22 protein-coding genes are annotated in these 26,442 nt (G+C 45.8%); 4 read left to right on the forward strand and 18 right to left on the reverse strand.

The window, feature by feature from the left end; all coding sequences use genetic code 11:
- Window positions 1-31: 31 nt before the first annotated feature.
- The 17 genes from astD to pilM all read right to left on the reverse strand — a co-directional run bounded on the left by astD (window position 32) and on the right by pilM (window position 19,763).
- On the reverse strand, window positions 32-1,489 hold the full coding sequence (gene astD, locus DUN60_RS12910; RefSeq protein WP_114634061.1) for a succinylglutamate-semialdehyde dehydrogenase: 1,458 nt from the start codon (window positions 1,487-1,489) through the stop codon (window positions 32-34).
- 39 nt (window positions 1,490-1,528) lie between these two features.
- Window positions 1,529-2,548: an arginine N-succinyltransferase gene (gene astA / locus DUN60_RS12915; protein WP_102575424.1), complete on the reverse strand. Its 1,020-nt coding sequence runs from the start codon at window positions 2,546-2,548 to the stop codon at window positions 1,529-1,531.
- 107 nt (window positions 2,549-2,655) lie between these two features.
- Window positions 2,656-3,867, reverse strand: coding sequence for an aspartate aminotransferase family protein (locus DUN60_RS12920; RefSeq protein WP_114634062.1), 1,212 nt, complete (start codon window positions 3,865-3,867; stop codon window positions 2,656-2,658).
- Between the two features lie 465 nt (window positions 3,868-4,332).
- Complete coding sequence (locus tag DUN60_RS12925; protein ID WP_114634063.1) at window positions 4,333-4,911, reverse strand: aminodeoxychorismate/anthranilate synthase component II; 579 nt, start codon at window positions 4,909-4,911, stop codon at window positions 4,333-4,335.
- A gap of 188 nt (window positions 4,912-5,099) precedes the next feature.
- Window positions 5,100-7,691 carry an ExeM/NucH family extracellular endonuclease gene (locus DUN60_RS12930; RefSeq protein ID WP_114634064.1) on the reverse strand — a complete coding sequence of 864 codons (2,592 nt, stop codon included), beginning with the start codon at window positions 7,689-7,691 and terminating at the stop codon, window positions 5,100-5,102.
- Between the two features lie 385 nt (window positions 7,692-8,076).
- The gene (trpS, locus tag DUN60_RS12935; protein WP_004729658.1) at window positions 8,077-9,093 is read right to left on the reverse strand and encodes a tryptophan--tRNA ligase; all 1,017 of its coding nucleotides are present in this window, start codon (window positions 9,091-9,093) and stop codon (window positions 8,077-8,079) included.
- Between the two features lie 176 nt (window positions 9,094-9,269).
- Complete coding sequence (locus DUN60_RS12940; RefSeq protein ID WP_054548214.1) at window positions 9,270-9,956, reverse strand: phosphoglycolate phosphatase; 687 nt, start codon at window positions 9,954-9,956, stop codon at window positions 9,270-9,272.
- A gap of 119 nt (window positions 9,957-10,075) precedes the next feature.
- Complete coding sequence (gene rpe / locus DUN60_RS12945) at window positions 10,076-10,750, reverse strand: ribulose-phosphate 3-epimerase (protein WP_029222055.1); 675 nt, start codon at window positions 10,748-10,750, stop codon at window positions 10,076-10,078.
- Between the two features lie 200 nt (window positions 10,751-10,950).
- Window positions 10,951-11,799, reverse strand: a complete 849-nt coding sequence (locus DUN60_RS12950) for a Dam family site-specific DNA-(adenine-N6)-methyltransferase (protein WP_065207402.1) — start codon at window positions 11,797-11,799, stop codon at window positions 10,951-10,953.
- Between the two features lie 69 nt (window positions 11,800-11,868).
- Complete coding sequence (locus DUN60_RS12955) at window positions 11,869-13,386, reverse strand: AAA family ATPase (protein WP_114634065.1); 1,518 nt, start codon at window positions 13,384-13,386, stop codon at window positions 11,869-11,871.
- Window positions 13,387-13,465: 79 nt separating this feature from the next.
- Window positions 13,466-14,554: a 3-dehydroquinate synthase gene (gene aroB / locus DUN60_RS12960; protein WP_114634066.1), complete on the reverse strand. Its 1,089-nt coding sequence runs from the start codon at window positions 14,552-14,554 to the stop codon at window positions 13,466-13,468.
- A gap of 24 nt (window positions 14,555-14,578) precedes the next feature.
- The gene (gene aroK, locus DUN60_RS12965; protein ID WP_004729664.1) at window positions 14,579-15,097 is read right to left on the reverse strand and encodes a shikimate kinase AroK; all 519 of its coding nucleotides are present in this window, start codon (window positions 15,095-15,097) and stop codon (window positions 14,579-14,581) included.
- A 176-nt stretch (window positions 15,098-15,273) separates the two neighbouring features.
- Window positions 15,274-16,992 (reverse strand): type IV pilus secretin PilQ, encoded by a 1,719-nt coding sequence (locus tag DUN60_RS12970; protein ID WP_054542267.1) that lies wholly within the window; start codon window positions 16,990-16,992, stop codon window positions 15,274-15,276.
- 35 nt (window positions 16,993-17,027) lie between these two features.
- Window positions 17,028-17,549, reverse strand: a complete 522-nt coding sequence (locus DUN60_RS12975) for a pilus assembly protein PilP (protein ID WP_422641389.1) — start codon at window positions 17,547-17,549, stop codon at window positions 17,028-17,030.
- The gene (locus DUN60_RS12980; protein WP_004729667.1) at window positions 17,533-18,162 is read right to left on the reverse strand and encodes a type IV pilus inner membrane component PilO; all 630 of its coding nucleotides are present in this window, start codon (window positions 18,160-18,162) and stop codon (window positions 17,533-17,535) included. Before DUN60_RS12980 ends, DUN60_RS12975 begins: the two co-directional genes overlap by 17 nt.
- Window positions 18,155-18,754, reverse strand: coding sequence for a PilN domain-containing protein (locus tag DUN60_RS12985; RefSeq protein ID WP_114634068.1), 600 nt, complete (start codon window positions 18,752-18,754; stop codon window positions 18,155-18,157). Before DUN60_RS12985 ends, DUN60_RS12980 begins: the two co-directional genes overlap by 8 nt.
- Window positions 18,738-19,763, reverse strand: coding sequence for a type IV pilus assembly protein PilM (pilM, locus tag DUN60_RS12990; RefSeq protein WP_114634069.1), 1,026 nt, complete (start codon window positions 19,761-19,763; stop codon window positions 18,738-18,740). Before pilM ends, DUN60_RS12985 begins: the two co-directional genes overlap by 17 nt.
- A gap of 151 nt (window positions 19,764-19,914) precedes the next feature.
- Between pilM and DUN60_RS12995 the strand changes: the two genes are divergently transcribed.
- Entirely contained in the window at window positions 19,915-22,476 is a 2,562-nt protein-coding gene (locus DUN60_RS12995; RefSeq protein ID WP_167409363.1) for a penicillin-binding protein 1A, read from the forward strand.
- A 112-nt stretch (window positions 22,477-22,588) separates the two neighbouring features.
- Here DUN60_RS12995 and oxyR read toward each other — a convergent pair whose 3' ends face one another.
- Window positions 22,589-23,482 (reverse strand): DNA-binding transcriptional regulator OxyR, encoded by an 894-nt coding sequence (gene oxyR / locus DUN60_RS13000; protein WP_114634071.1) that lies wholly within the window; start codon window positions 23,480-23,482, stop codon window positions 22,589-22,591.
- Here oxyR and DUN60_RS24755 point away from each other — a divergent pair.
- The 3 genes from DUN60_RS24755 to DUN60_RS13015 all read left to right on the forward strand — a co-directional run bounded on the left by DUN60_RS24755 (window position 23,481) and on the right by DUN60_RS13015 (window position 26,206).
- Entirely contained in the window at window positions 23,481-23,681 is a 201-nt protein-coding gene (locus tag DUN60_RS24755) for a hypothetical protein (RefSeq protein ID WP_114634072.1), read from the forward strand. The two genes, oxyR and DUN60_RS24755, sit on opposite strands and share 2 nt — an antisense overlap.
- A 22-nt stretch (window positions 23,682-23,703) precedes the next feature.
- The gene (locus tag DUN60_RS13010) at window positions 23,704-24,432 is read left to right on the forward strand and encodes a glutathione peroxidase (RefSeq protein WP_004729672.1); all 729 of its coding nucleotides are present in this window, start codon (window positions 23,704-23,706) and stop codon (window positions 24,430-24,432) included.
- A gap of 307 nt (window positions 24,433-24,739) precedes the next feature.
- Window positions 24,740-26,206, forward strand: a complete 1,467-nt coding sequence (locus DUN60_RS13015; RefSeq protein WP_114634073.1) for a dihydrolipoyl dehydrogenase — start codon at window positions 24,740-24,742, stop codon at window positions 26,204-26,206.
- Window positions 26,207-26,442: the final 236 nt, after the last annotated feature.

Here is a 26,442-nt window from a genome sequence, read left to right on the forward strand (position 1 = left end):
GATTCATGAACTTATAGCTTAAGAGCTTAAACTAGAGCTCAATACCTGGGCTAAATGTCGCTGGCAGTTGAGTTTCACCACCTTCCATTGATGCCATAGGGTAAGCACAGTAGTCCGCCGCGTAGTAAGCACTTGGGCGTAAGTTGCCTGAAGCACCCGGGCCACCAAATGGAGCATCACCACTTGCGCCTGTTAGCTGGCGGTTACGATTAACAATACCCGCACGGATATGGTCAACGAAGTATTCCCATTCTGAATCGTCTGTTGAAACTAGGCCTGCAGACAAACCAAAGCGCGTGTCATTAGCCAATTCAACCGCTTGCTCTAGCGATTGGTAACGAACCACTTGCAACAATGGACCGAAGTACTCTTCATCTGGTAATTCAGCAATGTTGGTTGCATCAATAATACCCGGAGAAACAAACGCCGCTTCACCCGCCTTTGCTTCTACTAGGCTTATACCGCCTAACGATTGCAGATTAGCTTGCGCGTCCAGAATGAATTTAGCCGCAGCTTCCGAAATTTGTGGCCCCATGAATGGTGCAGGCTCAGCGAATGGCTGATCGACACGAATCTTCAAGGTCGCAGCCACGAGCTTGTCCAGCAGTTGATCGCCCTTCTCTCCAACAGGCACATACAAGCGACGTGCACATGTACAACGTTGACCCGCACTGATGAAAGCCGATTGAATGATGGTATAAACCGTCGCGTCAGCATCACCAAATTGGTCAGTGATCACCATAGGGTTGTTGCCGCCCATCTCTAGCGCTAACATCTTGCCCGGTTGACCTGCGAATTGACGGTGAAGGATATGACCAGTATTCGCACTACCTGTGAATAGCACGCCATCAAGGCCTTTAGCATCAGCCAGTGCGATACCTGTCTCTTTAGCGCCTTGCACTAGGTTAATCACGCCAGCAGGAAGGCCAGCTTCTTGCCATAGCTTCATCGCAAACTCACCCGTCCAAGGTGTCTGCTCTGACGGCTTAAATACCACGGTATTACCCGATAGCAGTGCCGGAACAATATGACCGTTAGGTAGGTGACCAGGGAAGTTGTAAGGACCAAATACCGCCATTACGCCTAATGGGCGATGACGCAGTACGATTTGGTTGCCTGCGGCTTCACGTGAAGCTTCACCCGTACGTTCGTGGTAAGCACGAATAGAGATAGCGATTTTACCCGCCATCGCACCCGCTTCAGTGCGAGTTTCCCAAATCGGTTTACCCGTCTCTTTTGCAATAATCTGTGCAATTTCTTCGCTGTTCTCTTTTACCTTCTCAGCAAAGTTCAACACGATCGCTTCACGCTCTGCAAAGCTCATCTTTTTCCATACTAAGAAAGCGTCACGCGCCGCTGCTACTGCAGATTCAACCTGTGCTGGAGTTGCACTATCGCCTTGCCACACGACTTCATTATTGTATGGGCTTACTGATGTCATGGCGTCGCCTTGACCTGCCACCCACTGTCCTGCTATCCACTGAGTCATACTTCTATCCTTAAAATCTTCGACAGATAATCGCCGCTCTTATTGAGCCAACATGCGAACGAATTCGCCTTCTTTTACTTCAAGAGCGCTTGCTACTTCAGATGATAAAATCACTGTGTCGCTAGCTTGGTCATACGCGCCTTTCGCGGCTACTGCGCGGAAGTTCTCAAACGAGGTATTACCAATGAGGAAGTCTTTAGAGCTTGAATGCTCTGCAATTGTCACTTGAGCTCGAATCGCATGACGCACTGACTCGATATTTCTTAGATCACACTCAACCGTTGGGCCCCCATCAAAGATGTCAACATAGCCACGGTTGGTGAAACCTTCACGTTCCAGCAACTTAAGTGCAGGGCGCGTATTGTCATGAACCTCTCCAATCACCGCCTGAGCTTCTTTGCTCAGCAAGTTCACATAGATAGGTAACTTCGGCATTAGGTCAGCAATGAAGCCTTTCTTACCGATACCGGTTAGGTAATCTGCAAGCGTGAAATCAATTGAGAAGAAGTGCTCTTGCAGCCATTGCCAGAAAGGAGAGTTACCTTCCGCATCCGATACACCACGCATCTCAGCAAAAATCGTTTTCGAGAAACGCTCTGGGTGCTCAGACATGATCAAGAAGCGACACTTAGACATCAAACGACCATTCAATCCACCACGGAAAGCCGGGCGCAAGAACAGTGTGCAGATCTCGCTGCATCCGGTGTAGTTATTGCCGAAAGTCAGTAGCTTCACGACGTTATTAACGCCAAGCTTCTGCGATGAGTGAACCACTTTGCTGATGTGGTAAGAGTAAAACGGAACATCCCAGCCAATTGAGGCTTCGATACCCGTAGTGCCCGCAACTTCACCGGTTTCGGTATCAAAGCCAACCATTAGGTAGCCTTCGTCACCGGGCTCAGTCACGTCTGGTTTGGCAAAGCTGTATTCAGAGTGAGTAATACGGTTGGTTAACAGTTCTTCGTTAACCGGAAGAGATGTGAATCCGTGACCAGATTCAACCGCGCAGGTATGCAACGCATCGTAATCAGATAATTTTATTGGGCGAACAACTAGCATCAATATTCCCTCCAGATGCAAAACAGGCCCAAAACGAGAATCTTGGGCCTTTAGCAGTACGTCATGGGATCGCTCTAATGGCGATCATTCCTATGACGCCGCTCAGGCTAAACTAGCGTAGCGATTGCTTTGTCTAGTTTTGATAAACCTTCTTCAATTTCTTGTGTAGTGATAACCAATGATGGCGTGAAACGAACCACGTTTGCACCCGCAACCAGTACCATCAAGCCTTGTTCGCCTGCTGCTACTAATACATCACGAGCACGACCTTGCCATGCTTCATTAAGTGCAGCACCTAGCAATAAGCCTTTACCGCGAACTTCACTGAATATTTGGTATTTGTCGTTAATCTTAGCTAAACCATCACGGAACATAGCTTCGCGTTCTTTCACGCCAGCCAACGTTTCAGGTTGGCTTACTACGTCAACAACTGCTTCAGCAACGGCACACGCCAGTGGGTTACCACCGTAAGTAGAACCGTGCGTACCGACTTTTAGGTGTGTCGCGAGTTCGGTGGTCGTTAGCATTGCGCCGATTGGGAAACCGCCACCTAGTGATTTCGCTGTGCTTAGAATATCAGGTGTCACTCCTAGGCCTTGGTAAGCGTAAAAGTTACCCGTACGGCCATTACCCGTTTGCACTTCATCAAAGATAAGCAGTGCATTGTGTTTGTCACACAGTTCACGAACTGTGTTCACGAACTCAGATGTTGGAGAGATGATACCGCCCTCGCCTTGTAGAGGTTCCATCATGATTGCACATGTGCGATCTGAGATGTGCGCTTCTAGCGCGACAATATCGTTGTAAGGCAGGTGAGTTACATCGCCCGGTTTAGGACCGAAGCCATCAGAGTAAGCCTCTTGACCACCCACGGTTACGGTAAAGAAAGTACGACCGTGGAAACCTTGTTTGAATGCAATGATTTCAGATTTCTCAGGACCGTGAACATCCGCTGCCCAACGACGAGCTAGCTTCAATGCAGCTTCGTTCGCTTCTGCACCAGAGTTGGCAAAGAATACTTTTTCTGCAAAACATACGTCGGTTAGCTTCTTCGCTAGACGCAATGCAGGTTCGTTGGTCATGACATTACTTAAATGCCAAATCTTGTTTGCTTGCTCAGTAACTGCGTTAACCATTGCTGGGTGACAGTGACCCAAACAGCTCACAGCGATACCACCAGCAAAGTCGATATATTCTCGGCCTTGTTGGTCCCAAACGCGTGCGCCTTCCCCTTTTACCGGGATCATTTCCATTGGGTTATAACAAGGCACCATCACCTCATTAAACAGACTACGTTCTACTTTTTTTTCCACTGTCATCGTACATTCCTTTTCGATACCGCAAGCTTCGCAAATAAGCGTACTGGTTCATAAGTGAGACAAAGATATTTTCTCTCGCCATAATCCCGCTGCAGCATTATATTTACATTTAATTAACGTTTTCAATAGTAGATTATTCTTTAGCTATCCCTAACAACCAGCTAAACGTCACTACCTATGACTATTTATGCATCAATTAATCTGTTTTATGAAGCTTTTTTTACCTAAACGTATAACCTGCAACGGCAAAACCTTACTGGCATTGCGGTATATAGGGTTCGAGAGGAAATAAGGCGAATAATTTTGCATAGGCTAAAAACTTAGCCTTGAGAGAGAGAAATGTTATAAAAAGTGATCAGCGTCAGAGGAGTAAGAGACGCGTAGCGCCCGAATTTAAACGCTTAACGAATGGGCTAACAGGTTTAACTGGCTTATTTAGACGGAGAAAGGGTCAAATTTAAACACTCAACGCGCTAAGAAGTTAGCGAGAAGCTGGTGTCCTTGCTCTGTTTTAATCGACTCAGGGTGAAATTGCACCGCATCAATCGGCAAGGTTTTGTGTTGATACCCCATGATCTCATCCATGCTGCCATCTTCAAATTCCGTCCAAGACGTCAGTTCAAAGCAGTCAGGAAGCGTGTCATTTTTCACCACTAGGGAATGGTAACGTGTCACAGTCAGAGGGTTATTAAGCCCTTGAAAAACGCTCTTGCCATTGTGGCGTATTGGAGAGGTTTTACCGTGCATCACTTGTCTGGCTCGCACTACTTCACCACCAAACACTTGAGCAATGGCTTGATGACCAAGACACACACCTAAGATCGGCAGTTTACCAACGAAGTGTTCAATGACTTGCAGAGAGATTCCCGCATCATCAGGCGTACAAGGACCTGGCGAGATAACTAGATGGCTAGGATTCAGCGCTTCAATACCGACAATATCAATCTCATCGTTGCGAACAACTTTTACAGTGACCCCTAACTCACAGAAATACTGATACAAGTTATAGGTAAAAGAGTCGTAGTTATCGATGATAAGTAACATGGGTCGAAATCGTTTGCTAAATACTAAATGATTGGGAGATATAGGGGCGGTATTGTGCAATACCCATGGCGAAAGGCAAGTGGAAACTGCATTTCGCCAATAATTAAGGCCAACCTAAATTGACCTTAATTGTTTACAGATAACTTTCAGTTACCTGTATCAGCTGGCTTGCGCAGTTAACGATGTCGCTACTTGCGACGACGCCACATTGCTAAGCCAAATAGTGACATCAGAGCACCGAAGCCAAATGAACCACCTACTCGCAGTTCAAGAACAGCAGGATCATGATCCGATGAACGAAAGTGATCTTGGTACTTAGGTAGGTCACCTTTGAACTCTTCGTTGTAGTCAAACAACGTCGACTCACCACCATTGATATGCCAATCGGTAGCATCGACAACCCTATCTTTCAGGCTGTCACTGATCAACAAATGATCCAAGGCACCGACTTCATCATTGTATGAGTAGCTCCAGCTGTCTGGGTGCTTTTGAGCCACAGCATTAATGTAGCCGTAGTTCTTAGTGATCACAGCACCACTGTCACCAAACTGCTCAGCGCCGTCAATGTAAGTGTTACGCGCCGCTTTGATTTGCTTACCGTATTTCTCTTCAGAGTAATCCGTAAGCACCAGCATTGGATCTTCCATGCCGTACGAGTTCATATCCCCCAGAATCACTTTATGGCCTTTGATGCCGTCTAGTGCTTCACCCAGAGCAACTGCTGCAGCCACACGGAAGTTCTCACATGAGCCTTGCTTATCGGCGTCAACGCCACCTTGACCGCCCTGCTCGACCGGTGCAGCATCTTCCCAACACTTAGAACCTTTCGATTTAAAGTGGTTAATCGCAACGGTGAGTTTCTCTTTAGTGCCTTTAACTTTAAAGGTTGGCGCCAATGAGTCACGTTGGTAGTTCTTACCGTCTTCAATCACCTTGCCAGAATCGTCTAACACTTCTGGTGCTTGTTGGCTTGGCATCGCGATAACACGGCTGTCTTTAAGCTTAACTACTTTCTTGCGGTAGATAACGCCTGTTGTAATAACGTCGGTACCAATCGAGTCCATCTCGTCGGTCACGCCATCTTCGTTCGAATCGACAGCTACAAAGGTATAGCGGTCTTTCTTACGCTCAATGCGATCATTCAGTTGGTTAACAAGCTGGTGAATGGCTGAGCCTTCACCAAAGCCGTTGTTCTCAATTTCCATCAAACCAATGATGTCTGCATCTAAGCGAAGAATCGCGTTCACTATCTTCTCTTGCTGCATCTCAAACTCGGTGATGGTGTTCGCACCACGGTTGTTGCCGTGTTGGTTTGCGTCACCGCCAAATGGAGAGTTGAAGTAGTTCAAAACATTGAAAGTCGCGATGCGAAGGTCGCCTTCATCCATGTCTGGTTTGTCGGTACGCGGATCGTTACGAACGAAGTTTTCAGCCGAGATCTGGTTAGTTGTCACTAAGCGGTACTCACCGTAGCTGTAGATAAGTACGCCTTCTAGACCAACAATGGTGTCATCAATACGAATGTAGTCTTCTGTTGAACCATCTTGATCAATATCGGTACGGCCGAAGTCTGGATAGAAAGGAACCTGTCCGTCACCCGCTTTTTGATCGGTTTCAACGAAAAGACGACGGTCTGCGTTATCTTCCGTTTGTTGTTTCGCGTCTTCAGAACCTGCTGCGAAAAGCTGGTTCGGCTGCATGTTAATACGCTCATGTGCCAGTACCATGTTGTTACGACGACCTGAATAGTCATAACCAAAGGTACGAGTCACACGCATATCAAGCGCTTCGGTCGTTTTCACCAACATGCCTTCGTAGCGTTCAAGCGTTGCAGCGAAGTTCTCATCACTGTCTAGCGCTTCTATCGCCGTTGCTTCAGGTGCTTGTTGTTCGCCCTGTTTTAGCCATTGGTTTTCAACTTTAAGCTGAGTATGGCTGTAGTATTCTTGAACCTTACCTTTCACACACACTACGTCGCCCGCAGCCAGTTCTGAGCTCGATTGATTCGTGTGGATAAATAGACCTTCAGAAGTACTTGAATTGAAGTCATCCTCAAGTGCTTGCAGGTAGAAACCTTTGGTTATGCCCGTTGTCACCGCACTCACAACACCTTTAACGAAGTACTCATCGTCCGTGATGTACGGATAGCCATCAATGAACGGTGATGTTGCGCCCTCGCCTTGGATCTCTTGAATGGTTGTGAATACTGGGTCAGAGCCATCTTGTGTACAAGTGAACGCTTCTGGCAGTTCAACACTGTCTAATGAACCTAAGCCTTCAATGCTGTCTTTTGGTAACGACACCCACTGTGAAGCATCGAATGTTGCCGAAGGAGTTTGTGTCGCTCGAACCAAAGTAACATCTTTACCCCAATCCACATCACCCATCAAACCAACAATATCGTGTACCGAGTTATCTGAATTCAAGATAGCCAGCGGGTCGTCACCGTTATGGTTAGCAATCGACGCGTTGAGAATGTCAGCGACGGCTTTAATCTCATAACTCGCACTCGTATGAGCGACAACAAGTACCTCACCAGGCGCTAAAACGTGGCCATCTAAAGGTAAAGTGGCGCCCCATGAGCCGTTGCCATTCGCAGACTTCGCCAGCGAGTAACCATCTAAATTCATGCTGCTATCGCCGTTATTAGCAATCTCAACCGCTTTGTTGTAGCTGCCGCCTTCCACATATTGTGAAATAAACAAATCAGCGTGTGCACTTGCTGTTAACAAGCTACCAATTGCCACTGCTAGCAATGAAGGTTTGTGTAAAAGAGCCATCCGTTTCACCTGAGTTCATCGATTTATAGTTACTGCCGTCTATGGGCAGTCATGTATTTTGTGGTAACTATCAGGTTTATTTATGAAAGGAATAAGTCAGTTAGCAAGAAAATGAGGAACTTATCACTTAATGATCATCAATTGTTTGGCACGTTATGTATTTCCAACATAAATAGAAATAAGCAAGATTTTATAAACCCTAAGAAGAGGGAATAGGATCGTCTGCACAGCATTAATATTATGAATATGTTAGCGAGATAATGCTTGAATCATCAATTCAAACAAGAGATTTACTGGGAGAGCAAATGGAACGGGCACTAAAAAGCCCAAAGTAAACAGCATCTACTTTGGGCTTAAATTCTGAAACGAGTGGCTTTAGTTCACCCTACGGGCGAGTAACAAAACCGACTGCTTCGTATGCTTTTTTCAGTGTTACGGCAGCACGCTCAGAGGCTTTTTCAGCTCCCGCTTTCATTACTGCGTCCATGTAAGCACGGTCAGCACGGATACGGTGGTATTCAGCTTGAATTGGTTCAAGCATCTCAACCAATGCTGCGCCTACATCTTTCTTAAACGGACCGTACATTTCAACGCCTTGGTATTGCGCTTCAATCTCTTCAAACGTTTTACCCGTCGCTGCAGAGTACAGACCCATTAGGTTAGAGATACCCGCTTTGTTTTCCCAATCGTGAGCAATACGTGGTGGTGTTTCTGCGTCAGTCTGCGCTTTGTTGATCTTCTTGATGATCGACTTAGGCTCTTCTAGCAGAGTAATTACGTTCTTACGGTTGTCATCCGACTTAGACATCTTCTTAGTCGCATCTTGCAGGCTCATCACACGTGCATTCACTGTTGGAATGTAAGGTTCTGGTACTTGGAAGATTGGCGTTTCAGGGCCGTAGATGTTGTTAAAGCGATTTGCGATATCACGAGCTAGCTCTAGATGTTGTTTCTGGTCGCTACCTACTGGCACTTGGTGAGCACCGTAAAGCAGGATATCTGCAGCCATCAACACTGGGTAGTCGTATAGGCCTACGTTTACGTCATTTGAGTGACGTGCAGACTTATCTTTAAACTGAGTCATACGGCTCAGTTCACCCATTTGTGTGTAACAGTTAAGAAGCCAACCAAGTTGAGCATGCTCTGGTACGTGTGACTGAACAAATAGCGTGCTCTTCTTTGGATCAACACCGACAGCAAGACAGATTGCTAATGCGTCTAGAGTCGCTTCATGCAGTGCTTTCGGATCTTGGCGAACCGTAATTGCGTGAAGGTCTACAACACAGTATTGGCAATCGTAATCATCTTGCATCTGTTGCCATTGACGTAGAGCACCCAAGTAGTTACCGATACTTAGTTCACCAGATGGTTGAACACCACTCAATACGATGGGCTTGCTCATGGTTTTAATTCCTTTGCTTGTTCGCTAAGCTCGTTAACTTAGTTTCTTAACGTAGTATCTGAAAAACTTAGCTTCTTAACTTTAAAATAGAAAAGCCGCACAGCTCTTCTGTACGGCTCATCCAGTGTACTCATTGATAAGTATTTTGCTAGTAGGTTAGCTAACTTTTGTCCGCTTTATGCTGAAACTAGAACGACATCTAGTAATTGTGCAATGTTGTCTGCGACATAGTCAGGGTTTGATACTGAAATCGGCTCACCGTGGTTATAACCGTAAGTCAGACCAAACGAGTGGCAGCCTGCGTTCTTAGCCGCTTTGATGTCGTTGCTTGAATCGCCTACCATCAGCATCTCTTCAGCCTTCACATTATGCTTTTCCAGCAACCAGTTCAGCGCTACTGGGTTCGGTTTCTTCTCTGGGAAAGAGTCGCCACCCAACACATCAACAAAGTACTTATCGATACCGTGCTGCGCCAGAACATCTGGTACAAATTTCGAAGGCTTGTTGGTGACAAGAGCCATGGTGAAGCCCGCTTTGTCTAGCTCAGCTAACGTCTCTTTAACCGATGGATAAAGGTGACTCAGCTTATGGCCGCCCTGCTCATAGAAATCATCAAACAGGATACGCGCTTTCTTCAAAAGATCAGGCTCAAGGCTTGGATCAACCGTAAGATTGCGGCTCAATGAACGTCCAATAAGAACATCAGCACCATTACCCACATAGTCGCGAACTTGTTCTTCGCTTACTGAAGAAAAACCCAGTTCCTGACAAGCTTGGTCAGCGGCGACAGCCAAATCAGGCACGCTATCTAACAAGGTTCCATCCAAATCAAAGGCAATCAGTTTTATTGAGCTTAATGACATCTTACTTTCCTATTTATTATGTTCGTCTTATGAGTTGAGCTCCAAGACGTAAAAAAGGGGCCAATTAGCCCCTTAATTTAAATTTTTTGATTTTAGGTCAACAGACCCTAGTTCTACTTTTATGCGTTTACTTTTGCAAGCTCTGCACGCATCTCATCAATCACTTCTTTGTAATCTGGTTGATTGAAGATAGCTGAACCGGCAACGAACATATCTGCGCCCGCTTCTGCGATTTCACGGATATTATCTACCTTCACGCCGCCATCAATCTCAAGGCGGATATCACGGCCTGATTCATCAATAAGTTTACGAACAGCGCGCAGCTTATCGAGAGTGTGAGGAATGAAAGATTGACCGCCAAAGCCAGGGTTCACAGACATTAGTAGAATCATATCTACTTTATCTAAGATGTAATCAAGGCAAGAAAGTGGCGTTGCTGGGTTAAGTACGACACCCGCTTTACAGCCGTGTTCTTTGATTAGCTGTAGAGTACGGTCAACGTGCTCAGATGCTTCAACGTGGAAGGTAATCATTGATGCGCCGGCTTTAGCAAACTCAGGTACGATGCTGTCTACTGGCTTAACCATTAGGTGAACATCGATAGGAGCTGTGATGCCGTAGTCGCGCAACGCTTTACAGATCGGAGCACCAAAAGTCAGGTTGGGTACGTAGTGGTTATCCATCACATCGAAGTGCACAACATCGGCACCGGCTGCGAGTACTTTTTCTACGTCTTCACCAAGACGAGCAAAATCTGCAGACAAAATCGATGGAGCGATTAGAAAATCTTTCATACCAAACCTCTTAAGAGTGAGTAAATTGCGAATATCACCGCCTTGTGACATCTCGTACACGAATACAAGACTCAATCCCAAGACTATTTGGTGTGCAATTCTACCTAAGCACCTAAGCAGATTCTAGCAGTTCGAAAGATTAGTTTATGAAAGTACCCGTTGGTCACTCAATTTAATGAGTTTGGGGATTATGCTGACGACTACAATTCTGTTGAAACGTGTTGCTGGTTTTTCTCTTTATGAAAAAGTGCCAGTAACTCATCAACTTTATTACGCCCTGCGCCATTACGGCTAATGGTGCGCTTAACTTTGACCACGTTCAGTTCCGCACCATGGTATAAACGGCGCGTTAAGGTCGTATCATGGTTTGAAATCAAGACAGGAATGCCTCGTTCCATTGCCGCTCTTTCTGCAACATCAGCCAAGGCCGCTTGATCATCTAAGCTGAAGCCATTACCCGCATAAGAGGTAAAGTTAGCAGTACTAGACAATGGCGCATAAGGAGGATCACAATAAACCACACAGCCTTTACGGGCGCGGCTAAAGGTCTCGCTATACCCTTCACAAACAAACGTCGCTTTCTTCGCTTTCTCAGCAAAAAACTCCAACTCAGCTTCTGGAAAGTAAGGTTTTTTATAAGAACCAAATGGAACGTTAAAACCGCCCTTCTTGTTGTAACGACACAGGCCATTGAAGCCAAATCGGTTCATGTACAAGAAAGCTAACGAGCGATACATGACGTTATCTGTACCATTGAACTCAGCGCGAACATCTAAGAACACCTCTCTACGGTTATTCTCCGGACAGAACCAACGCTTCGCTTCAGTGATATAGGTTTCAGGATCGGTTTTAAGTAGATTGTATAGGTTGATAAGATCGGGATTGATATCTGCAAGCAGGTACTGTTCAAAATCAGTATTCAGAAATACTGAGCCGGCACCGACAAACGGTTCTACCAATTTACGAGCAGGTGGCAGGTGACGTTGGATGTCTTCAACTAGGCCATATTTACCACCAGCCCATTTTAGAAAGGCACGCTGCTTTTTCATTTACTGCTCTATCTATCAACTCAAAAATAAGGCTGCGGAATGTAACATATTTTGAGGCTAAGCTCAGGGTTATTTCGCACGTTCTATCTCTCGATGCACTTGATTCATCGATTTTGCCCAAGGTTCCAACTGCTGAAGTGGTTTTGATAACGCACTTACGGCATCTCGCGCGACTTGAATCGTTGGATAATCTTGATAAGTGATAATAAACCACTTAGTGTCATTGCGAAGTGTTGGGTAAATACGAACCTTGTCTTCGACTTCATATTCTTCAATAAAAGACTGAACATCTTCTAATGACGTCATCGCGCTCAATTGTAAGGTATACGCGCGTGGCGAGATAGCTTGTAACTCTTCGCGAGCAAATGAGAAGGTGATCTTTTTCGTCGGCGGTGTTGATTCCGTTAGGTCAGTATCTTCATCAACTGAAGCTTGTGACTCGTTTTTCGCCGCATCAGGTTGCGCGCTAACCGCGGCACCTGTGTTTTCTTCTACGGCAGCATCAATCGCACTGGTATCGGCACTTTTCGGCTTGTCATCAAGCAAAGCATCAACCACATCAGAAGTAATCACAACACGTTGCTGCTCTTGTTTCACCTCGCCAACACTGGCTGTACCTTCCACCACAACCGGTGGTAATGATGAACTGTCATCGTCAGCACCTTGATAGCTTATGTCAGCTTCGGCTTCAGAATCTGAAGATCCGTCGACTCCGGCTTGCTCGGTACCACTTTCCACTTCAAACGTTGGGATAGCTGTTTGTTCAATGGGAGCGATAAGTGATTGCGCTTTATCGTCAGGGGTTGGTTGACTGAACATCCACCAATAGCCACCACCAATTAAAACCAACAACAAGGCCACCACCATCGCGATATTGATGGGTGAGCCAATAATTGAGCGAATAATAATCCTTTTTTCCACTTTCAATTCTCCTAAAGCCATTAACTCACCGGGCAAAGGTTGCGCTTTATTAAACGCACGTCGCACGCGAGTTTCAGACTCATCATCAACATATCGAATCACTAGGGATTCAAAGAAATGTTCCGCTTCTGGTTGAGAAAGATCATCGATCTCGAGGTCGATAGGCTTGTGTGGTTGCCCGTAACTAAGACGTTTTAGTAGCGTGTCTAGATGGCCAATTTCCGAGAAGAGAACGATATTGATCGTCCATTGAGGGTTTGATTGAGCTTCAAGTACCAACATCCATAATTCGGATACCAATAACTCAGACAGTCGGTGGGCATCATCTACAACGATAACCACATTACACGACTCTCCATCCAGTAGCCTTGCGAGGCTATCTGATAAAGAATCATGTTGATTAAACAGGGGATCAGAAACAATTTGGCTAAGAATAAGCGCGCGACGTTGTTGATCGTCTTGGCTTGGGTGACAAAGCAGTAAACACTGATTTTTTTCTGTCGACCATGCTTCAAGGTAACGTTGAGCCAACCAAGATCGGCCAGAGCCAGCTTTGCCCGCAACCGTTACAAGGTTTGAACCAAAGTTAGTCAAAAGCTGTAAGCGCTCTAGCAACTCAACTTGAGACTCTAACTCTAATACTCTTAATTCATGAGCCAAACTCATTGGGGATCCCTACTGATAAGATCGATCAGTAAAACGCTTCAGCTGCCTAGAGTTTAGCTAGGCAACCTCACAACCAAATTTAAAGAGTACGGCAGAAATCAATCGCTTGTTTTATGATGTCTTGAGGCACATCAGCGACCACTTCAGCGGTACCAATACTTGTTGGTAATACCAAACGTAACTGACCAGACAGCACTTTTTTATCACGCATCATGTGCTTCATAAAGTCTTCAAAAGACATGCTTTCTGGCGTATGGATTGGCAGTTTCGCATTCTTGAGTATAGAAATAATTCGCTCAAGTTGCTGCTGAGAGATCAGTCCCTGTAATTGAGCGGTTTTCGCTGCCATTACAGTGCCTGACGACACAGCTTCACCATGTAGCCAATTACCATAGCCTAGTTCTGCTTCGATCGCATGACCAAATGTATGACCTAGGTTCAATAACGCTCTGATTCCTGACTCTTTTTCATCTATAGCAACCACTTCAGCCTTAATTGCACAACAACGAGCAATCGCGGTAATCAGTGCGTCTTCATCAAGTTGATAAAGTTTCTCTAGATGCTGTTCCAACCAATCAAAGAAGACTTCATCGTAAATGATGCCGTATTTGATCACCTCAGCAATGCCCGCTGCGAACTCACGCTCTGGAAGCGTTGATAAACAGTTAGTATCGATGATGACAGATTTTGGTTGGTAAAAAGCGCCGATCATATTCTTGCCAAGGGGATGGTTCACTGCAGTTTTACCGCCTACAGAGGAGTCCACTTGAGAAAGAAGGGTCGTCGGGATTTGAATGAAATCAATACCGCGCTGGTAGCAAGAGGCAGCAAAACCGACCAAATCACCGATAACACCACCACCCAAAGCAATCACCACCACATCGCGGCTGTAATTTCCTTCAAGCATGTAGCTCATCACTGAGTTGAACGTTTCAAGTGTTTTGTATTGCTCACCGTCTGGCAACTCTAAAAGAGAAGTTTGACAGCCTACTTGATCCAACAACGATAAAATTTTATCGGCATAAAGAGGCGCTACTGTCACATTACTGATAACAACAACTTTCTGTTTGCCTGATAAAAAAGAAAGGTACGCCGGGTCTTCAAATAACCCGGCGCCAATAGAGATAGGGTAGCTACGCTCAGCTAGATTGACCGTAATCCGTTCCATGGGTTTGCTCTCCGAAAAATGAACTTAACGTTCTTCTAGCATTTTTACGATCTGGTTGGCTACCACTTTTGCACTTTGATCGTCGGTACGAACTGTGTAGTCCGCCACTTCGTCGTATAGTGCGTTGCGAGATACAGCTAGATCTTCTAGCACATCACGCGGGTTGTCTGTTTGAAGTAGAGGGCGTTTCTTGTCGCGGTTAGTGCGAGCAAGTTGCTTTTCAATTGTTGTTTCTAGGTATACAACAATGCCTCGTGCAGATAGACGGTTACGGTTTTCTTTGCTCAGCACTGAACCACCGCCTGTCGCAAGAACAATACCTTGTTCTTCTGTCAGATCGTTGATTACAGATTCTTCGCGCTTACGGAAACCATCTTCGCCCTCAACATCAAAAACCCATGCGATGTCTGCGCCAGTGCGCTCTTCGATCACAGTGTCAGAGTCTAGAAACTCCATATGAAGTTGGGAAGCTAGGTGTCTACCAATTGTACTTTTGCCGGCGCCCATTGGGCCAACAAGAAAAATATTGCGTTTCTCAGCCATGTTTTTAGCAGTAATTTACAACGTTAATTCAATGACATCGCCACAAGGTAGGTCAGTACAAGTACTGAAATTAAAAGGCCCGTGGCACCGATTCCTCACAGATAATTCGTGATAAGACCCGAAATTATCAAGGTTAGGTGCCACTAATGCAACTTTATTTTTAATCTAATTGCTCATTACTGAATCACAACTTTGGGTGTAACAAAAATAAGTAGTTCACTTTTACCCACATTTTCATAGCTACGACGGAATAATGCACCCAAAACTGGCAGGTCTCCTAACAGAGGAACTTTGTCCACTGTACTGCTCACACTGTGTTGAAATATCCCGCCAAGCACGACTGTTTCACCATTATTAACAAGCACTTGCGTCCCTATGCGTTGAGTATCAATGGCAACAGCCTCACCCGTTCCTGTTTTCACTACTTGCCCTGGCCTATCTTGCGTCACGCTTAAATCCAATACCAAACGATTGTCGGGCGTGATTTGTGGTGTCACCTTAAGACTCAACACTGCTTTCTTAAATGCGACCGAAGTAGCACCACTTGAAGACGACTCTAAATAAGGAATTTCAGTACCTTGCTCAATATAAGCGGGCTTTTTATTGGTGGTGATTAAACGTGGGCTGGAAATAATCTCAGCTTTTGACTCTTGTTGTAATGCCGACAATTCAAGATCAAGCAAGGTATCTGAACCCAGTTTGGCCACCTGAAACGCAATGCTTGATGCATTAGGAGATGTCGCCCCTAGATTAACGTTGAGGAAATCGTCAATCGCACTATTCCCACCATTATCGTCATACGGCGTAATTTGCGATGGGTGGTTGCCCTCTATCGAGCCGCCAACTTTAAAGCTACCGTTGGTGGAAGAAACACCCCAACGCACCCCTAACTCATCAAGGTTACCCTCGGTAACGGTTACGATGCGCGCTTCTATCTGTACTTGCTTCACGGGAATGTCTAGCGATTCAATGATGCCTCGTATCACCGCAATGTTTTCTTCCAATTCACGAATGAGCAGTGAGTTGGTTCTCTCATCAATGGTAATCGAACCGCGGTCAGACAGCATACTTACCGCACCTTCACCGCCAATCATGTCGGCAATGTCGGTGGCTTTAGCAAAATTAATCTTGATGATTTCCGACTTAAGCTCCCCTAACTCCTCTTCCAAGCGAGATTTCTCTAACGCTTGTTGCTCTCGAAGATCGAGTTCTGCTTTTGGCGCCACCAAAATAACATTGCCATCAACGCGCTTATCTAGCCCTTTAACTTGCAAGATAATGTCGAGAACTTGCTGCCAAGGTACGCCATCTAAACGTAAAGTTAGGTTACCCGCTACCGAGTCAGACACCACTAGATTGAAATCGTTGTAGTCAGCAATCAGCTGCAGGACATTTCGTACCGGGATATCTTGGAAGTTAATCGATATCAGTTTGCCCTCTTTTTCTAAAACGCTTTTCTCTTTGGTCGCTTCATTGATAACAGGCTTGCTGATCACCACCTCTATGAAACGACCTTTTAGGTTATATTCATACTGATAGTCACCAGCGATCGTCGCCAACAGTCGTGTGCTGGACGTCTCTTTATAGACTTCAATACCTTCCACTAGGGTCGCGAAATCCTTCACATCCAAAAGATAAAGCTTATCGTCATTAACTTGAGTATTGAGTAATTCGATACTTAACCCTTCCTGAGCACGTTGAACATCCACCACAGCGGTGCTGGTTGCCAGCTCAATAATAATGACGGCGTCTTTATCTTTGTTTACCCTAAAATCAATATTCTCCAATTGATTAGGTAAGCTCTCGGCGTGACTGAGCACACTAAAGACCAACATCACAGACACAGCAAAACCTTGTAGAGCCTTGCTCACTAATCCACTTATTCCTTTAATCATATTTACATCTCATATCCACATCATGTGACATTGGTTTACTTCAGAGCCAGTCTAACGTTGCGCTTATGCCAACAACCTAAGCCATCTGGAAGAGTTTCATTAATCTGAACGTACTGGCTCGTCACTTTAGTAACTCGGCCATTGTTTAAGCCGATAAACTGGCCTTTTTTGACGTTTACCACGTTCCCTTTGGGTGTTTGCACTAACCCAAACACACTTGTTCCGCTTCCCATGACGCCTCTTAAACGAAGCTTACTCAACGGGTACTTCTCTAATTTCCCATTACGAGAACGCGTGCTAGGTTGCCAACAGTCTTTCTTAACTAAAGGCTGATTTTGCACGATGGCTTCTTTAGGCAGTTCAAACGGAGGACGAAAGGCTCGGCGCTGATAAGTAGCGGCCAAAAATTCAGTCGCAGGAACCAGTTGTTCCACCTCTTTTCTCGCTTTGGCCTCAACTTGCACTACAAAGTCTTCTAACGAATCTTCATTCGCTTTACAGCCCGTGAGCACAAGCAATAGTAATGTTGAATAAAACACGCTATTGGGTTTCATCATTGACCTCCGATTTAAATTGGTAGGTATAAGCTCGAACCCTGAAGTGCAGCGTGCTACTTTCTTGACTGACTCGCTGCCAATTCACGTCATCAAAGCTGATGATGCGCGGCAGCTTAGCAATGGCCGCAGAGAAATCACCAATCTCGTGGTAGTCACCCGTCAGCTCGATGTTGAGCGGTAAACGATAGAGAAACTCTTTGTTCTGTTTCTGCCCCCAGTCAATTCGCGTAAATGTCAGCTTATTATCCAATCCAAGCTCGTTCACAGAGGCCAACATACTGGCTAGCTCTTTTTGAACGGGCAATTGCTCCAATAGATAGTCATAACGGCTAGTTAGCTCATCCAGCTGGCTCTGGAGCTTAGGCAAGGCCGCAACCTTATTGGCCTTTATTCTCAAGGTCGCTTTTAAGGTCTGCTCTTGTTGCTTCATCTGTTGCAGTTCATCGTCGAGCGGCAGCACATAAAGCCAAGTGCCAACACCTTGGATTAACACTATCAACACCAGAATCACGAGAAGCTGAGGCAGCAATGGCCATTCGGTAATCTCATCAACATCGAGATCTTGCAAACTCATCCTGTTTTGCCAACTAATCTTATTTTGCAGGTTAGCCATGATGCGTCCCCTTCTCTTTTCTGCTCGCGGTTGTGTTTTCTAAAGACACAGGACTAAACACAAAAGAGACCTTGAAGGTCTGGAACTCTTTATTGAAGCGCTTGCGGTTATGAACGATGGAGTGCATCTCGACCCCTTCCAGAGAATCAGAACGCTCTAGATTGTCCAACATGGTGGCGAGACGAGCGGTGCTGTCGCTGATGCCCGACATTTCAATCTCCTGACCATTCATCTTTATCTTGTCGACATACACACCTTCAGGAATAAGCTCCGGCATCAGGTTCATAAAGTCGGTGGTCTTGTTGCGACCAAGCTGCAACGATTCGACTACATCAAGCCTAGTCAGAATCGCTTTATGCTCCTGCTCTGCGACCTTTAATGACTGAATCTGTCGGTCGAGCTCGGCAATATATCGATTGAGGTAACTAAGACGGGCTTGCTGCTTGGCTTGTTGGTCGGAAAAATAGTGACCAACCGCCCATTGCCCTGCAAGCGCGATGATGACACCAAGAATGATAAGATGAATAAAGCGCTTCTTGTGCTGAGCACGAATATCATCACGCCACGGCAGCAGGTTAATTTGATGCAACATGCTTTTCTCCCTGCCACTTGAGTCCACTCATCGCCATACCCGCCGCAATACCGAAATGTTGCCGATTCGTTGGTAATCGACGTCGCTTCGCCACCTTATTCTCAAATAGAGACAAAGGATTCAGAGACTCGCAACTCATCTGAAAATGACGTTCTAGCTCTTCGGTTACCATCGGAATGCTGGCGCCCTCGCCCATCAGCCAGATCCCGGAGATAGGTTGCTGCGCATTTCCCGAGGAATAGAGCTGCAATTGACGCTTGAGCTTCTCAATCAGGTTAACAATGAATTGATGTGTATCTTCAGTGGTGGCGAACACACTCTCGATATCACTTGCAGCACCATTGCTGCGAAGATCTTTAGTACCAAAAGCGATATCTTTATAAAACGGAGCCAAACCTTGTGGAATAATGCCTAGCGACGTTTGGTCGATTCCCACATCCACCAGCAGCCAGTTTTTCTTTTCGGGGTATAGGCGCGATGCCATTTGCCAGATGTTAAGCAGTCCATGCGCCTGCGTGTCTACCACCACAGGTTTAAAACCAGCTTTGGTCAAAGCATCCGCTCGGCTATCCACCACTTCTTTACGTGTGGCGTATACCTGGTAACTGCTTGTCGAACCTTTACCAAATCGTTTGTCTTCTAGCTTTACAAAATCTAAACTCAGCTCCTCTATCGGAAAGGGAGATTGATGAGCAAAGGTTTGATAGATCGAAAACTCTTTTTCTCTGTCTTCTAACTCACTCTCTATTTGCAGTACTTTGCTGATCACCGTGTTATCAGGTACTGAAATGGCGACGTTGCAACAGCCAAAAGGCAGACCTTTCCTAAGTTCTTTAAGTTTCTTAACAGTTTTCTGATACTCCAAAGTATGGTTAGCTGTAAAAATGTCGTCCGAAATCGGCAGCTCTTTGTATCCCACTAGGGCATACAACTCCCCCACGGGTTTTAGTACCACAGCTTTGATGCTGTGATGATTTATATCTATGCCTGTAATTAATGATGAACCCATGTGACCTAGCTCCTGAAGTGCCAAGCATTTCGTTGATTATCTAGGGGTTGTGATTATTAGTTAAATAAGCGTTAATAAACGAAAGCTAAGTTTTTAGCCTAGAGTACAAGGGTTTGCTGCTTATCAGCCTTAACTAATCAGGGATTATCCGGTGAAGTTCATAAAGCGATTATTCATATTTACATTGATTTGCATGATTCTTGGAGTCAGTACAATTTTTGGGTTTTATTATTACGTAAAACCAGAGTTGCCTGATGTTGCCACTTTGCGTGACGTGAAGCTCCAAACGCCAATGCAAGTCTTCAGTCAAGACGGTAAGTTGATCTCTCAATTTGGCGAAAAGCGTCGTAACCCAGTGACTTATGACGAGATTCCTCGCCACTTAGTTGAGGCCCTGATTGCCACCGAAGATAGCCGTTTTTACGAACACCCAGGTATTGACCCAATCGGTATCACCCGTGCAGCGCTCGTCGTTGCAATGTCGGGTTCAGCCAAACAAGGGGCGAGTACCATTACTCAGCAGCTTGCGCGTAACTTCTTCTTATCTAATGAGAAAAAGATCATGCGTAAGATCAAAGAGATCTTCATTGCAATCCATATCGAGCAACTGCTTAGCAAAGAAGAGATCATGGAGCTTTATGTAAATAAGATCTTCCTTGGTCACCGCTCGTACGGTTTTGGCGCGGCAGCGCGTGTTTATTTCGGAAAGGATCTCCCTGAGCTCACCCTGAGTGAAATTGCTACGCTGGCGGGTATGCCGAAAGCACCATCCACGATGAACCCTATCTATTCGCTTGAGCGCGCGACTCACCGTCGTAACGTGGTATTACGTCGTATGTTAGACGAGAAATACATCACTCAAGCAGAGTTCGATGAAGCTCGTAGCGAGACATTGATATCGAAATACCACGGTGCAGAGATTGAACTGAGCGCGCCGTATGTTGCTGAAGTAGCACGTGCGTGGATGGTTGAACGCTATGGCGAAGCTGCTTATACATCAGGCATGAAGGTTTACACGACCGTTGATTCGAAACTGCAAAAAGCAGCGAACCAAGCGGCGATTAAGAACCTACTTGGCTACGATGAGCGTCACGGCTACCGTGGTGCAGAAAAAGTATTGTGGCAGACGGCTCAATCAGCTTGGGATCAGGAACAAATCGTTAAACACCTTAAGTCTCAACCAACCTATGGTGACTTAGTCCCTGCTGTTGTTACCGCGGTTGATTCAAAAAGCGCTCAAGTTTGGGTTAAAAACCAAGGCGAAGGCACTATTGAGTGGCAAGGCATGAACTGGGCACGTAAATTCCTAACGGATAATCGCCAAGGACCAGCACCCTCTCAAGCGAAAGAGATTCTTGCTGTTGGTGAGCAAGTTTGGGTTCGCCATGAAGCAATTACAGGAGACGAAGTATCTGAAGAACCGACAGAAGAGTCAGCAGAGGCGAAGTCAGAAACACCTGTTGAATGGCGACTAAGCCAAGTACCCAATGCGAATACTGCCTTTGTTGCAATGAACCCGAACAACGGCGCAGTATTGTCGATGGTGGGTGGCTTTAACTTTGTTCACAACAAATTCAACCGTGCGACGCAATCTATTCGTCAGGTGGGTTCTGGTATCAAACCATTTATCTACTCAGCGGCCATTGATAAAGGCCTAACGTTGGCATCACTGATCAACGATGCACCTATCAATCAATGGGATAAGAGCCAAGGTACCGCATGGCGACCAAAGAACTCACCACCGACCTACGTGGGTCCTACGCGTTTACGTATTGGCTTAGCTCAATCTAAAAACGTAATGGCTGTGCGTGTGCTGCGTGAAGTTGGCTTAGATGATACTCGTAACTACCTAACTCGTTTTGGTTTTGATATTGACGAAGTACCTCGCTCTGAAACCATTGCTCTAGGTGCGGGTAGCTTAACGCCAATGAAGGTAGCTCAAGGTTACTCAGTATTCGCTAATGGCGGCTACTACGTTGAACCTTTCTACATCAGCCGCATTGAAACGCCATTTGGTGAGACTGAATTCGAAGCAACACCAAAAGTGGTTTGTAAGGACAATTGCGATCATAAGGTTGCCACAGACCCAATGGCCGATGAGTTTGCAGAGCAAGATGTGGATGCCAAAGTGCAATACGCGCCTCAAGTCATCTCTGAGCAAAACGCATTCCTTGTTCGCGAAATGATGTACAGCAACATCTGGGGCGGCGGTGACTGGAGTGCTGGCACAGGTTGGAATGGTACAGGTTGGCGAGCTCAGCCGTTGAAGCGTCGTGACATTGGCGGTAAAACCGGCACAACCAATGACTCGAAAGATACATGGTACAGCGGCTACGGCCCTGGCATGGTGGCAACGGTATGGGTTGGTTTTGATAACCACAACCGTAACCTAGGTCGAACTAAAGCGAACTCTAACCTTGGCAAGAGCCAGATTACCGGTGCCGAAGCGGGCGCTAAAACGGCAGAGCCTGCATGGGTTGATTTCATGGGTACAGCGTTAGCAGGCGTTCCTGCGCAACGTAAAGAGCTTCCAGAAAACATCATCCGTGTTCGTATCGACCGTGAAACGGGCCTACTGACCAACAAGTTCGATAGCTCATCAATGTTCGAGTACTTCGAGAAAGGCACAGAGCCAACTGAGTACATCACTGAACGTTTCAATGATGACATCTACTCAACGTCATCAGGCGAAGCAGTAGAAGAGCTGTTCTAGCTAGAGTTTGTTGAACCTAGCAAGATGAACCAACAAAAAAGGGTTGATATGAATTCATATCAACCCTTTTTTTATATCTACATCTGAACGAACTCCACTCTAAACTCGAGTGCTAAGCCGTTTTTTCCAATTGAGTTCGGATAGCCTCAGCCAGTTGCTCAAAACGCCCCTTTAGCGGAGAGCCCGGTCGGTAGGCAACAACAATGCGACGTGAAGGTGTTGGATTCACCGCTGGCACGTAACACACGCCATCTTTCTGCTTTTCCTTTGGAACCGATAACTGAGGTAACAAGGTAATGCCCGCCCCTGCCGCTACCATGTTACGCAGCGTTTCTAAGCTGGTCGCTTTAAAGCGTTCATCATCTTTTGCACCCGCAGCAAAACAGAAACCCAAGGCTTGGTCTCGTAAGCAATGACCATCGCCCAGTGCAAGTACGGTTTGTCCATTTAACTGCAGCATATCGACAGCGTCCTGTTGTGCCCATTCATGGTCACACGGTACGGCAACGCTTAATGGCTCGTCATAGACATCAATCTCTTTGAACGCTGCCGTTTCATCAACCGCAGCCAGCACCAAGCAATCAAGCTTGCCATCTTCTAGTTGGCTCACTAACTGATGGGTCTGCGCTTCGTGCAGGTAAAGCTCAAGATCTGGGAAACTCTCTTTTAGATGAGGAATAATCTTTGGCAAAATGTATGGGCCAACGGTCGGGATAAAACCAATGTGCATTGGTCCCGTCATCGCTTCACCGTGTCCACTCGCCATATCTTTAAACGTCTTTACCTCGTTGAGAATGCGCTTGGCTTGCTCAACAAGTTGTAAACCTGACTCTGTAAATATTACCTTCCTTGGGCTACGCTCGGTTAACTGAAGTCCAATTTCATCTTCCAGTTTGCGTATTTGACCGCTCAATGTCGGCTGACTTACAAAGCACGCTTCTGCTGCTTTTCGAAAATGTTTGTGCTCAGCGAGCGCCACCAAGTATTCAAAGTCACGAATGTTCATGCTCAGTCTCTTACCTCAGGTTTTAATAAGAACAAGGTTTTTAATAGAAACATTTAAAAGAAAAATGCTCTTGATAGAATTTACCTATCAAAACCATAACATCAAACGATTAGAGCTATCAAAGGATTTATCTAATAATGGGCTCAACGAAACGAAACAGAGCAAAGAAAAACGTTATGCTCTGATAGAAAAAAATTAAAATACTATTTAAGGAAATCAATATGTTTGCATCTAAAGAAGGTCAATCAATCCCTCAAGTAACATTCCCAACTCGCCAAGGCGATGCATGGGTTAACGTAACGACGGAAGAGCTATTCAAAGACAAGACAGTTATCGTATTCAGCCTGCCAGGTGCGTTTACACCAACATGTTCTTCAAGCCACCTACCTCGTTACAACGAGCTGCACTCTGTATTCAAAGAAAACGGCGTTGATGACATCCTTTGTGTTTCTGTAAACGACACGTTCGTAATGAACGCATGGAAAGCAGACCAAGAAGCTGAAAAAATCACATTCATCCCAGATGGCAACGGCGACTTCACAGACGGCATGGGTATGCTAGTTGAGAAAAACGACATCGGCTTTGGCAAACGTTCATGGCGCTACAGCATGCTGGTTAAAAACGGCGTGGTAGAAAAAATGTTCATCGAAGAAGACGTACCAGGCGACCCGTTCAAGGTTTCTGATGCTGATACTATGCTTAACTACCTTGCTCCTGAACACAAAGAGCAAGAGTCAATCACAGTATTCACTAAGCCAGGCTGTCCTTTCTGTATGAAAGCAAAACAGAACCTAATCGACAAAGGTCTAAACTACGAAGAAGTGGTTCTAGGTAAAGACGCAACAACAGTAAGCCTACGTGCAATCTCGGGTCGCACTACCGTTCCTCAAGTATTCATCGGTGGCAAACACATCGGTGGCAGCGAAGAACTAGAAACTTTCCTAGGTTAATCACTTAGTCGCTAATAAACGCTTAGTAATTAAATAGCTTAGTAATACCAGCTAACCCACCCTCTTGTGGGTTAGCTATTCCAAACCACTCTTATCTGAGCTTTGGAAAAAGATACAGCTTCTAACTCGCCAACTTTTAACTAACCTATAGTTAGTAACAAGAAGCAGTTAGTAACAAAAAGCTGAATCACAAGCTAAACCTAATAAAACAGAATCACAAAACTGACCCGCAATCCTGACTCTCAAAAAACCACCAGAGTTGGAGGGGTTCGTTCACACTAAATTTAGCCATTGCGAGAAAATTATTATGAAACAAGTCAATGTAGATGTAGCAGTTATCGGGGGCGGTACAGCAGGTCTAGGTTCTTACCGCGCTGCAAAAGCACACACTGACAGTGTCGTGATGATTGAAGGCGGCCCTTACGGTACAACCTGTGCTCGTGTTGGTTGTATGCCATCTAAACTGCTTATTGCAGCAGCTGAAAGCGTACACCAAATCGAGAAAGCTCCTGCTTTTGGCGTTCACCCACAAGGTGATATCGTGATTAACGGCCGTGAAGTGATGGACCGAGTGAAGTTTGAACGTGACCGTTTTGTTGGTTTTGTTTTAGAAGGTGTTGATGAAATCCCAGAGCAAGACAAGATCTCTGGCTACGCAAAGTTCTTAGACGACAACACGCTACAAATCGATGACCACACGGTTGTCAACGCTAAGCGTATTGTTATCGCGACCGGCTCTCGCCCTGCATACCCTGCAGTTTGGAATGAGCTTGGTGACCGCCTGATCATTAACGACGACGTGTTCAGCTGGGATGATTTACCGGAATCAGTCGCAGTATTTGGCCCTGGTGTTATTGGGCTTGAGCTTGGTCAGTCACTGCATCGCTTAGGTGTGAAGACCAAACTGTTCGGTTTGGGTGGTCAAGTTGGCCCAGTAACCGACCCAGAGATCATGGCTTATGCAGATAAAGCCTTCAATGAAGAGTTCTATCTTGATGCTGACGTAAAAATCGAAAGCATGAAGCGTATTACCATTGAATCGGGTGAAGCTCGTGTCGAAATCCAGTTCATCAATAAGCAAGGTGAACTAGAAACTAACGTCGTTGAATACGTACTGGCAGCGACAGGCCGTCGTCCTAACACTGATAAGCTTGGCCTAGAGAATACCTCTCTTGAGCTTGATGAGCGTGGTGTTCCAATTGCCGACCACTACACGCTACAAACATCGCTACCATCAGTATTTATTGCCGGTGATGCAAGTAACCAACTGCCTCTGCTACATGAAGCAGCAGACCAAGCACGTATTGCCGGTGATAACGCAGGTCGCTTCCCTGAGATTCGCGCTGGCTTACGCCGCTCTAAAATCTCTGCGGTATTCTCTGACCCACAAATCGCGATGGTGGGTGAAACATACAAAGAGATCATAACCCGCTTAGGCACCTGTGGCTGTTTCGCAACAGGTGAAGTGTCTTTCGAGAACCAAGGTCGTTCACGAGTGATGCTACGCAACAAAGGTATTCTGCACGTTTACGGCGAGCAAGGTACAGGCCGTTTCCTTGGTGCTGAGATGATGGGACCAAACGCAGAACATTTGGCTCACTTACTCGCATGGGCACACCAGAAAAAGATGACGGTTTCTGAAATGTTGGATATGCCGTTTTACCATCCAGTAATTGAAGAAGGTGTACGAACAGCGCTACGTGACCTAAATGCGAAACTGCACCTTGGTCCAGAGATGGTGAAACACTGTCTAGATTGTGGCCCTGGTTGTTAATCTCAGGTCGTTGCAAAACTAGCAGTTTGGTCTATTAACAGAGACTAGGTACTAAAAAGGAAAGCCATTGGCTTTCCTTTTTGTTTTTGGCCACGAGCAAATAATAGATTCCCGATTACGCTCCTTCGTCGCTTTCGGGAATGACGATAATTTTCCTATACCGTCAATCCGAAGCTAACCAGTATAACGATGCTTTTTAATACGCATCTAAGCTGAAGCAGACCAAAGTGACGCAT

The organism is Vibrio splendidus (assembly GCF_003345295.1).
GTDB lineage: Bacteria > Pseudomonadota > Gammaproteobacteria > Enterobacterales > Vibrionaceae > Vibrio > Vibrio splendidus_K.

Excerpts from the sequence above, each read along its gene's own strand:
- DUN60_RS12950 (WP_065207402.1), bottom strand. The coding sequence starts at position 11,799 with ATGAAAAAGCAGCGTGCCTTTCTAAAATGGGCTGGTGGTAAATATGGC.
- aroB (WP_114634066.1), bottom strand. The coding sequence starts at position 14,554 with ATGGAACGGATTACGGTCAATCTAGCTGAGCGTAGCTACCCTATCTCT.
- DUN60_RS13010 (WP_004729672.1), top strand. The coding sequence starts at position 23,704 with ATGTTTGCATCTAAAGAAGGTCAATCAATCCCTCAAGTAACATTCCCA.
- DUN60_RS13015 (WP_114634073.1), top strand. The coding sequence starts at position 24,740 with ATGAAACAAGTCAATGTAGATGTAGCAGTTATCGGGGGCGGTACAGCA.
- DUN60_RS12930 (WP_114634064.1), bottom strand. The coding sequence starts at position 7,691 with ATGGCTCTTTTACACAAACCTTCATTGCTAGCAGTGGCAATTGGTAGC.
- DUN60_RS24755 (WP_114634072.1), top strand. The coding sequence starts at position 23,481 with ATGCTCAGTCTCTTACCTCAGGTTTTAATAAGAACAAGGTTTTTAATA.
- DUN60_RS12980 (WP_004729667.1), bottom strand. The coding sequence starts at position 18,162 with ATGGCTAACCTGCAAAATAAGATTAGTTGGCAAAACAGGATGAGTTTG.
- DUN60_RS12975 (WP_422641389.1), bottom strand. The coding sequence starts at position 17,549 with ATGATGAAACCCAATAGCGTGTTTTATTCAACATTACTATTGCTTGTG.
- aroK (WP_004729664.1), bottom strand. The coding sequence starts at position 15,097 with ATGGCTGAGAAACGCAATATTTTTCTTGTTGGCCCAATGGGCGCCGGC.
- astD (WP_114634061.1), bottom strand. The coding sequence starts at position 1,489 with ATGACTCAGTGGATAGCAGGACAGTGGGTGGCAGGTCAAGGCGACGCC.
- DUN60_RS12955 (WP_114634065.1), bottom strand. The coding sequence starts at position 13,386 with ATGAGTTTGGCTCATGAATTAAGAGTATTAGAGTTAGAGTCTCAAGTT.
- DUN60_RS12925 (WP_114634063.1), bottom strand. The coding sequence starts at position 4,911 with ATGTTACTTATCATCGATAACTACGACTCTTTTACCTATAACTTGTAT.
- DUN60_RS12985 (WP_114634068.1), bottom strand. The coding sequence starts at position 18,754 with ATGTTGCATCAAATTAACCTGCTGCCGTGGCGTGATGATATTCGTGCT.
- DUN60_RS12970 (WP_054542267.1), bottom strand. The coding sequence starts at position 16,992 with ATGATTAAAGGAATAAGTGGATTAGTGAGCAAGGCTCTACAAGGTTTT.
- DUN60_RS12920 (WP_114634062.1), bottom strand. The coding sequence starts at position 3,867 with ATGACAGTGGAAAAAAAAGTAGAACGTAGTCTGTTTAATGAGGTGATG.
- pilM (WP_114634069.1), bottom strand. The coding sequence starts at position 19,763 with ATGGGTTCATCATTAATTACAGGCATAGATATAAATCATCACAGCATC.
- astA (WP_102575424.1), bottom strand. The coding sequence starts at position 2,548 with ATGCTAGTTGTTCGCCCAATAAAATTATCTGATTACGATGCGTTGCAT.
- oxyR (WP_114634071.1), bottom strand. The coding sequence starts at position 23,482 with ATGAACATTCGTGACTTTGAATACTTGGTGGCGCTCGCTGAGCACAAA.
- rpe (WP_029222055.1), bottom strand. The coding sequence starts at position 10,750 with ATGAAAGATTTTCTAATCGCTCCATCGATTTTGTCTGCAGATTTTGCT.
- DUN60_RS12940 (WP_054548214.1), bottom strand. The coding sequence starts at position 9,956 with ATGTCATTAAGCTCAATAAAACTGATTGCCTTTGATTTGGATGGAACC.
- trpS (WP_004729658.1), bottom strand. The coding sequence starts at position 9,093 with ATGAGCAAGCCCATCGTATTGAGTGGTGTTCAACCATCTGGTGAACTA.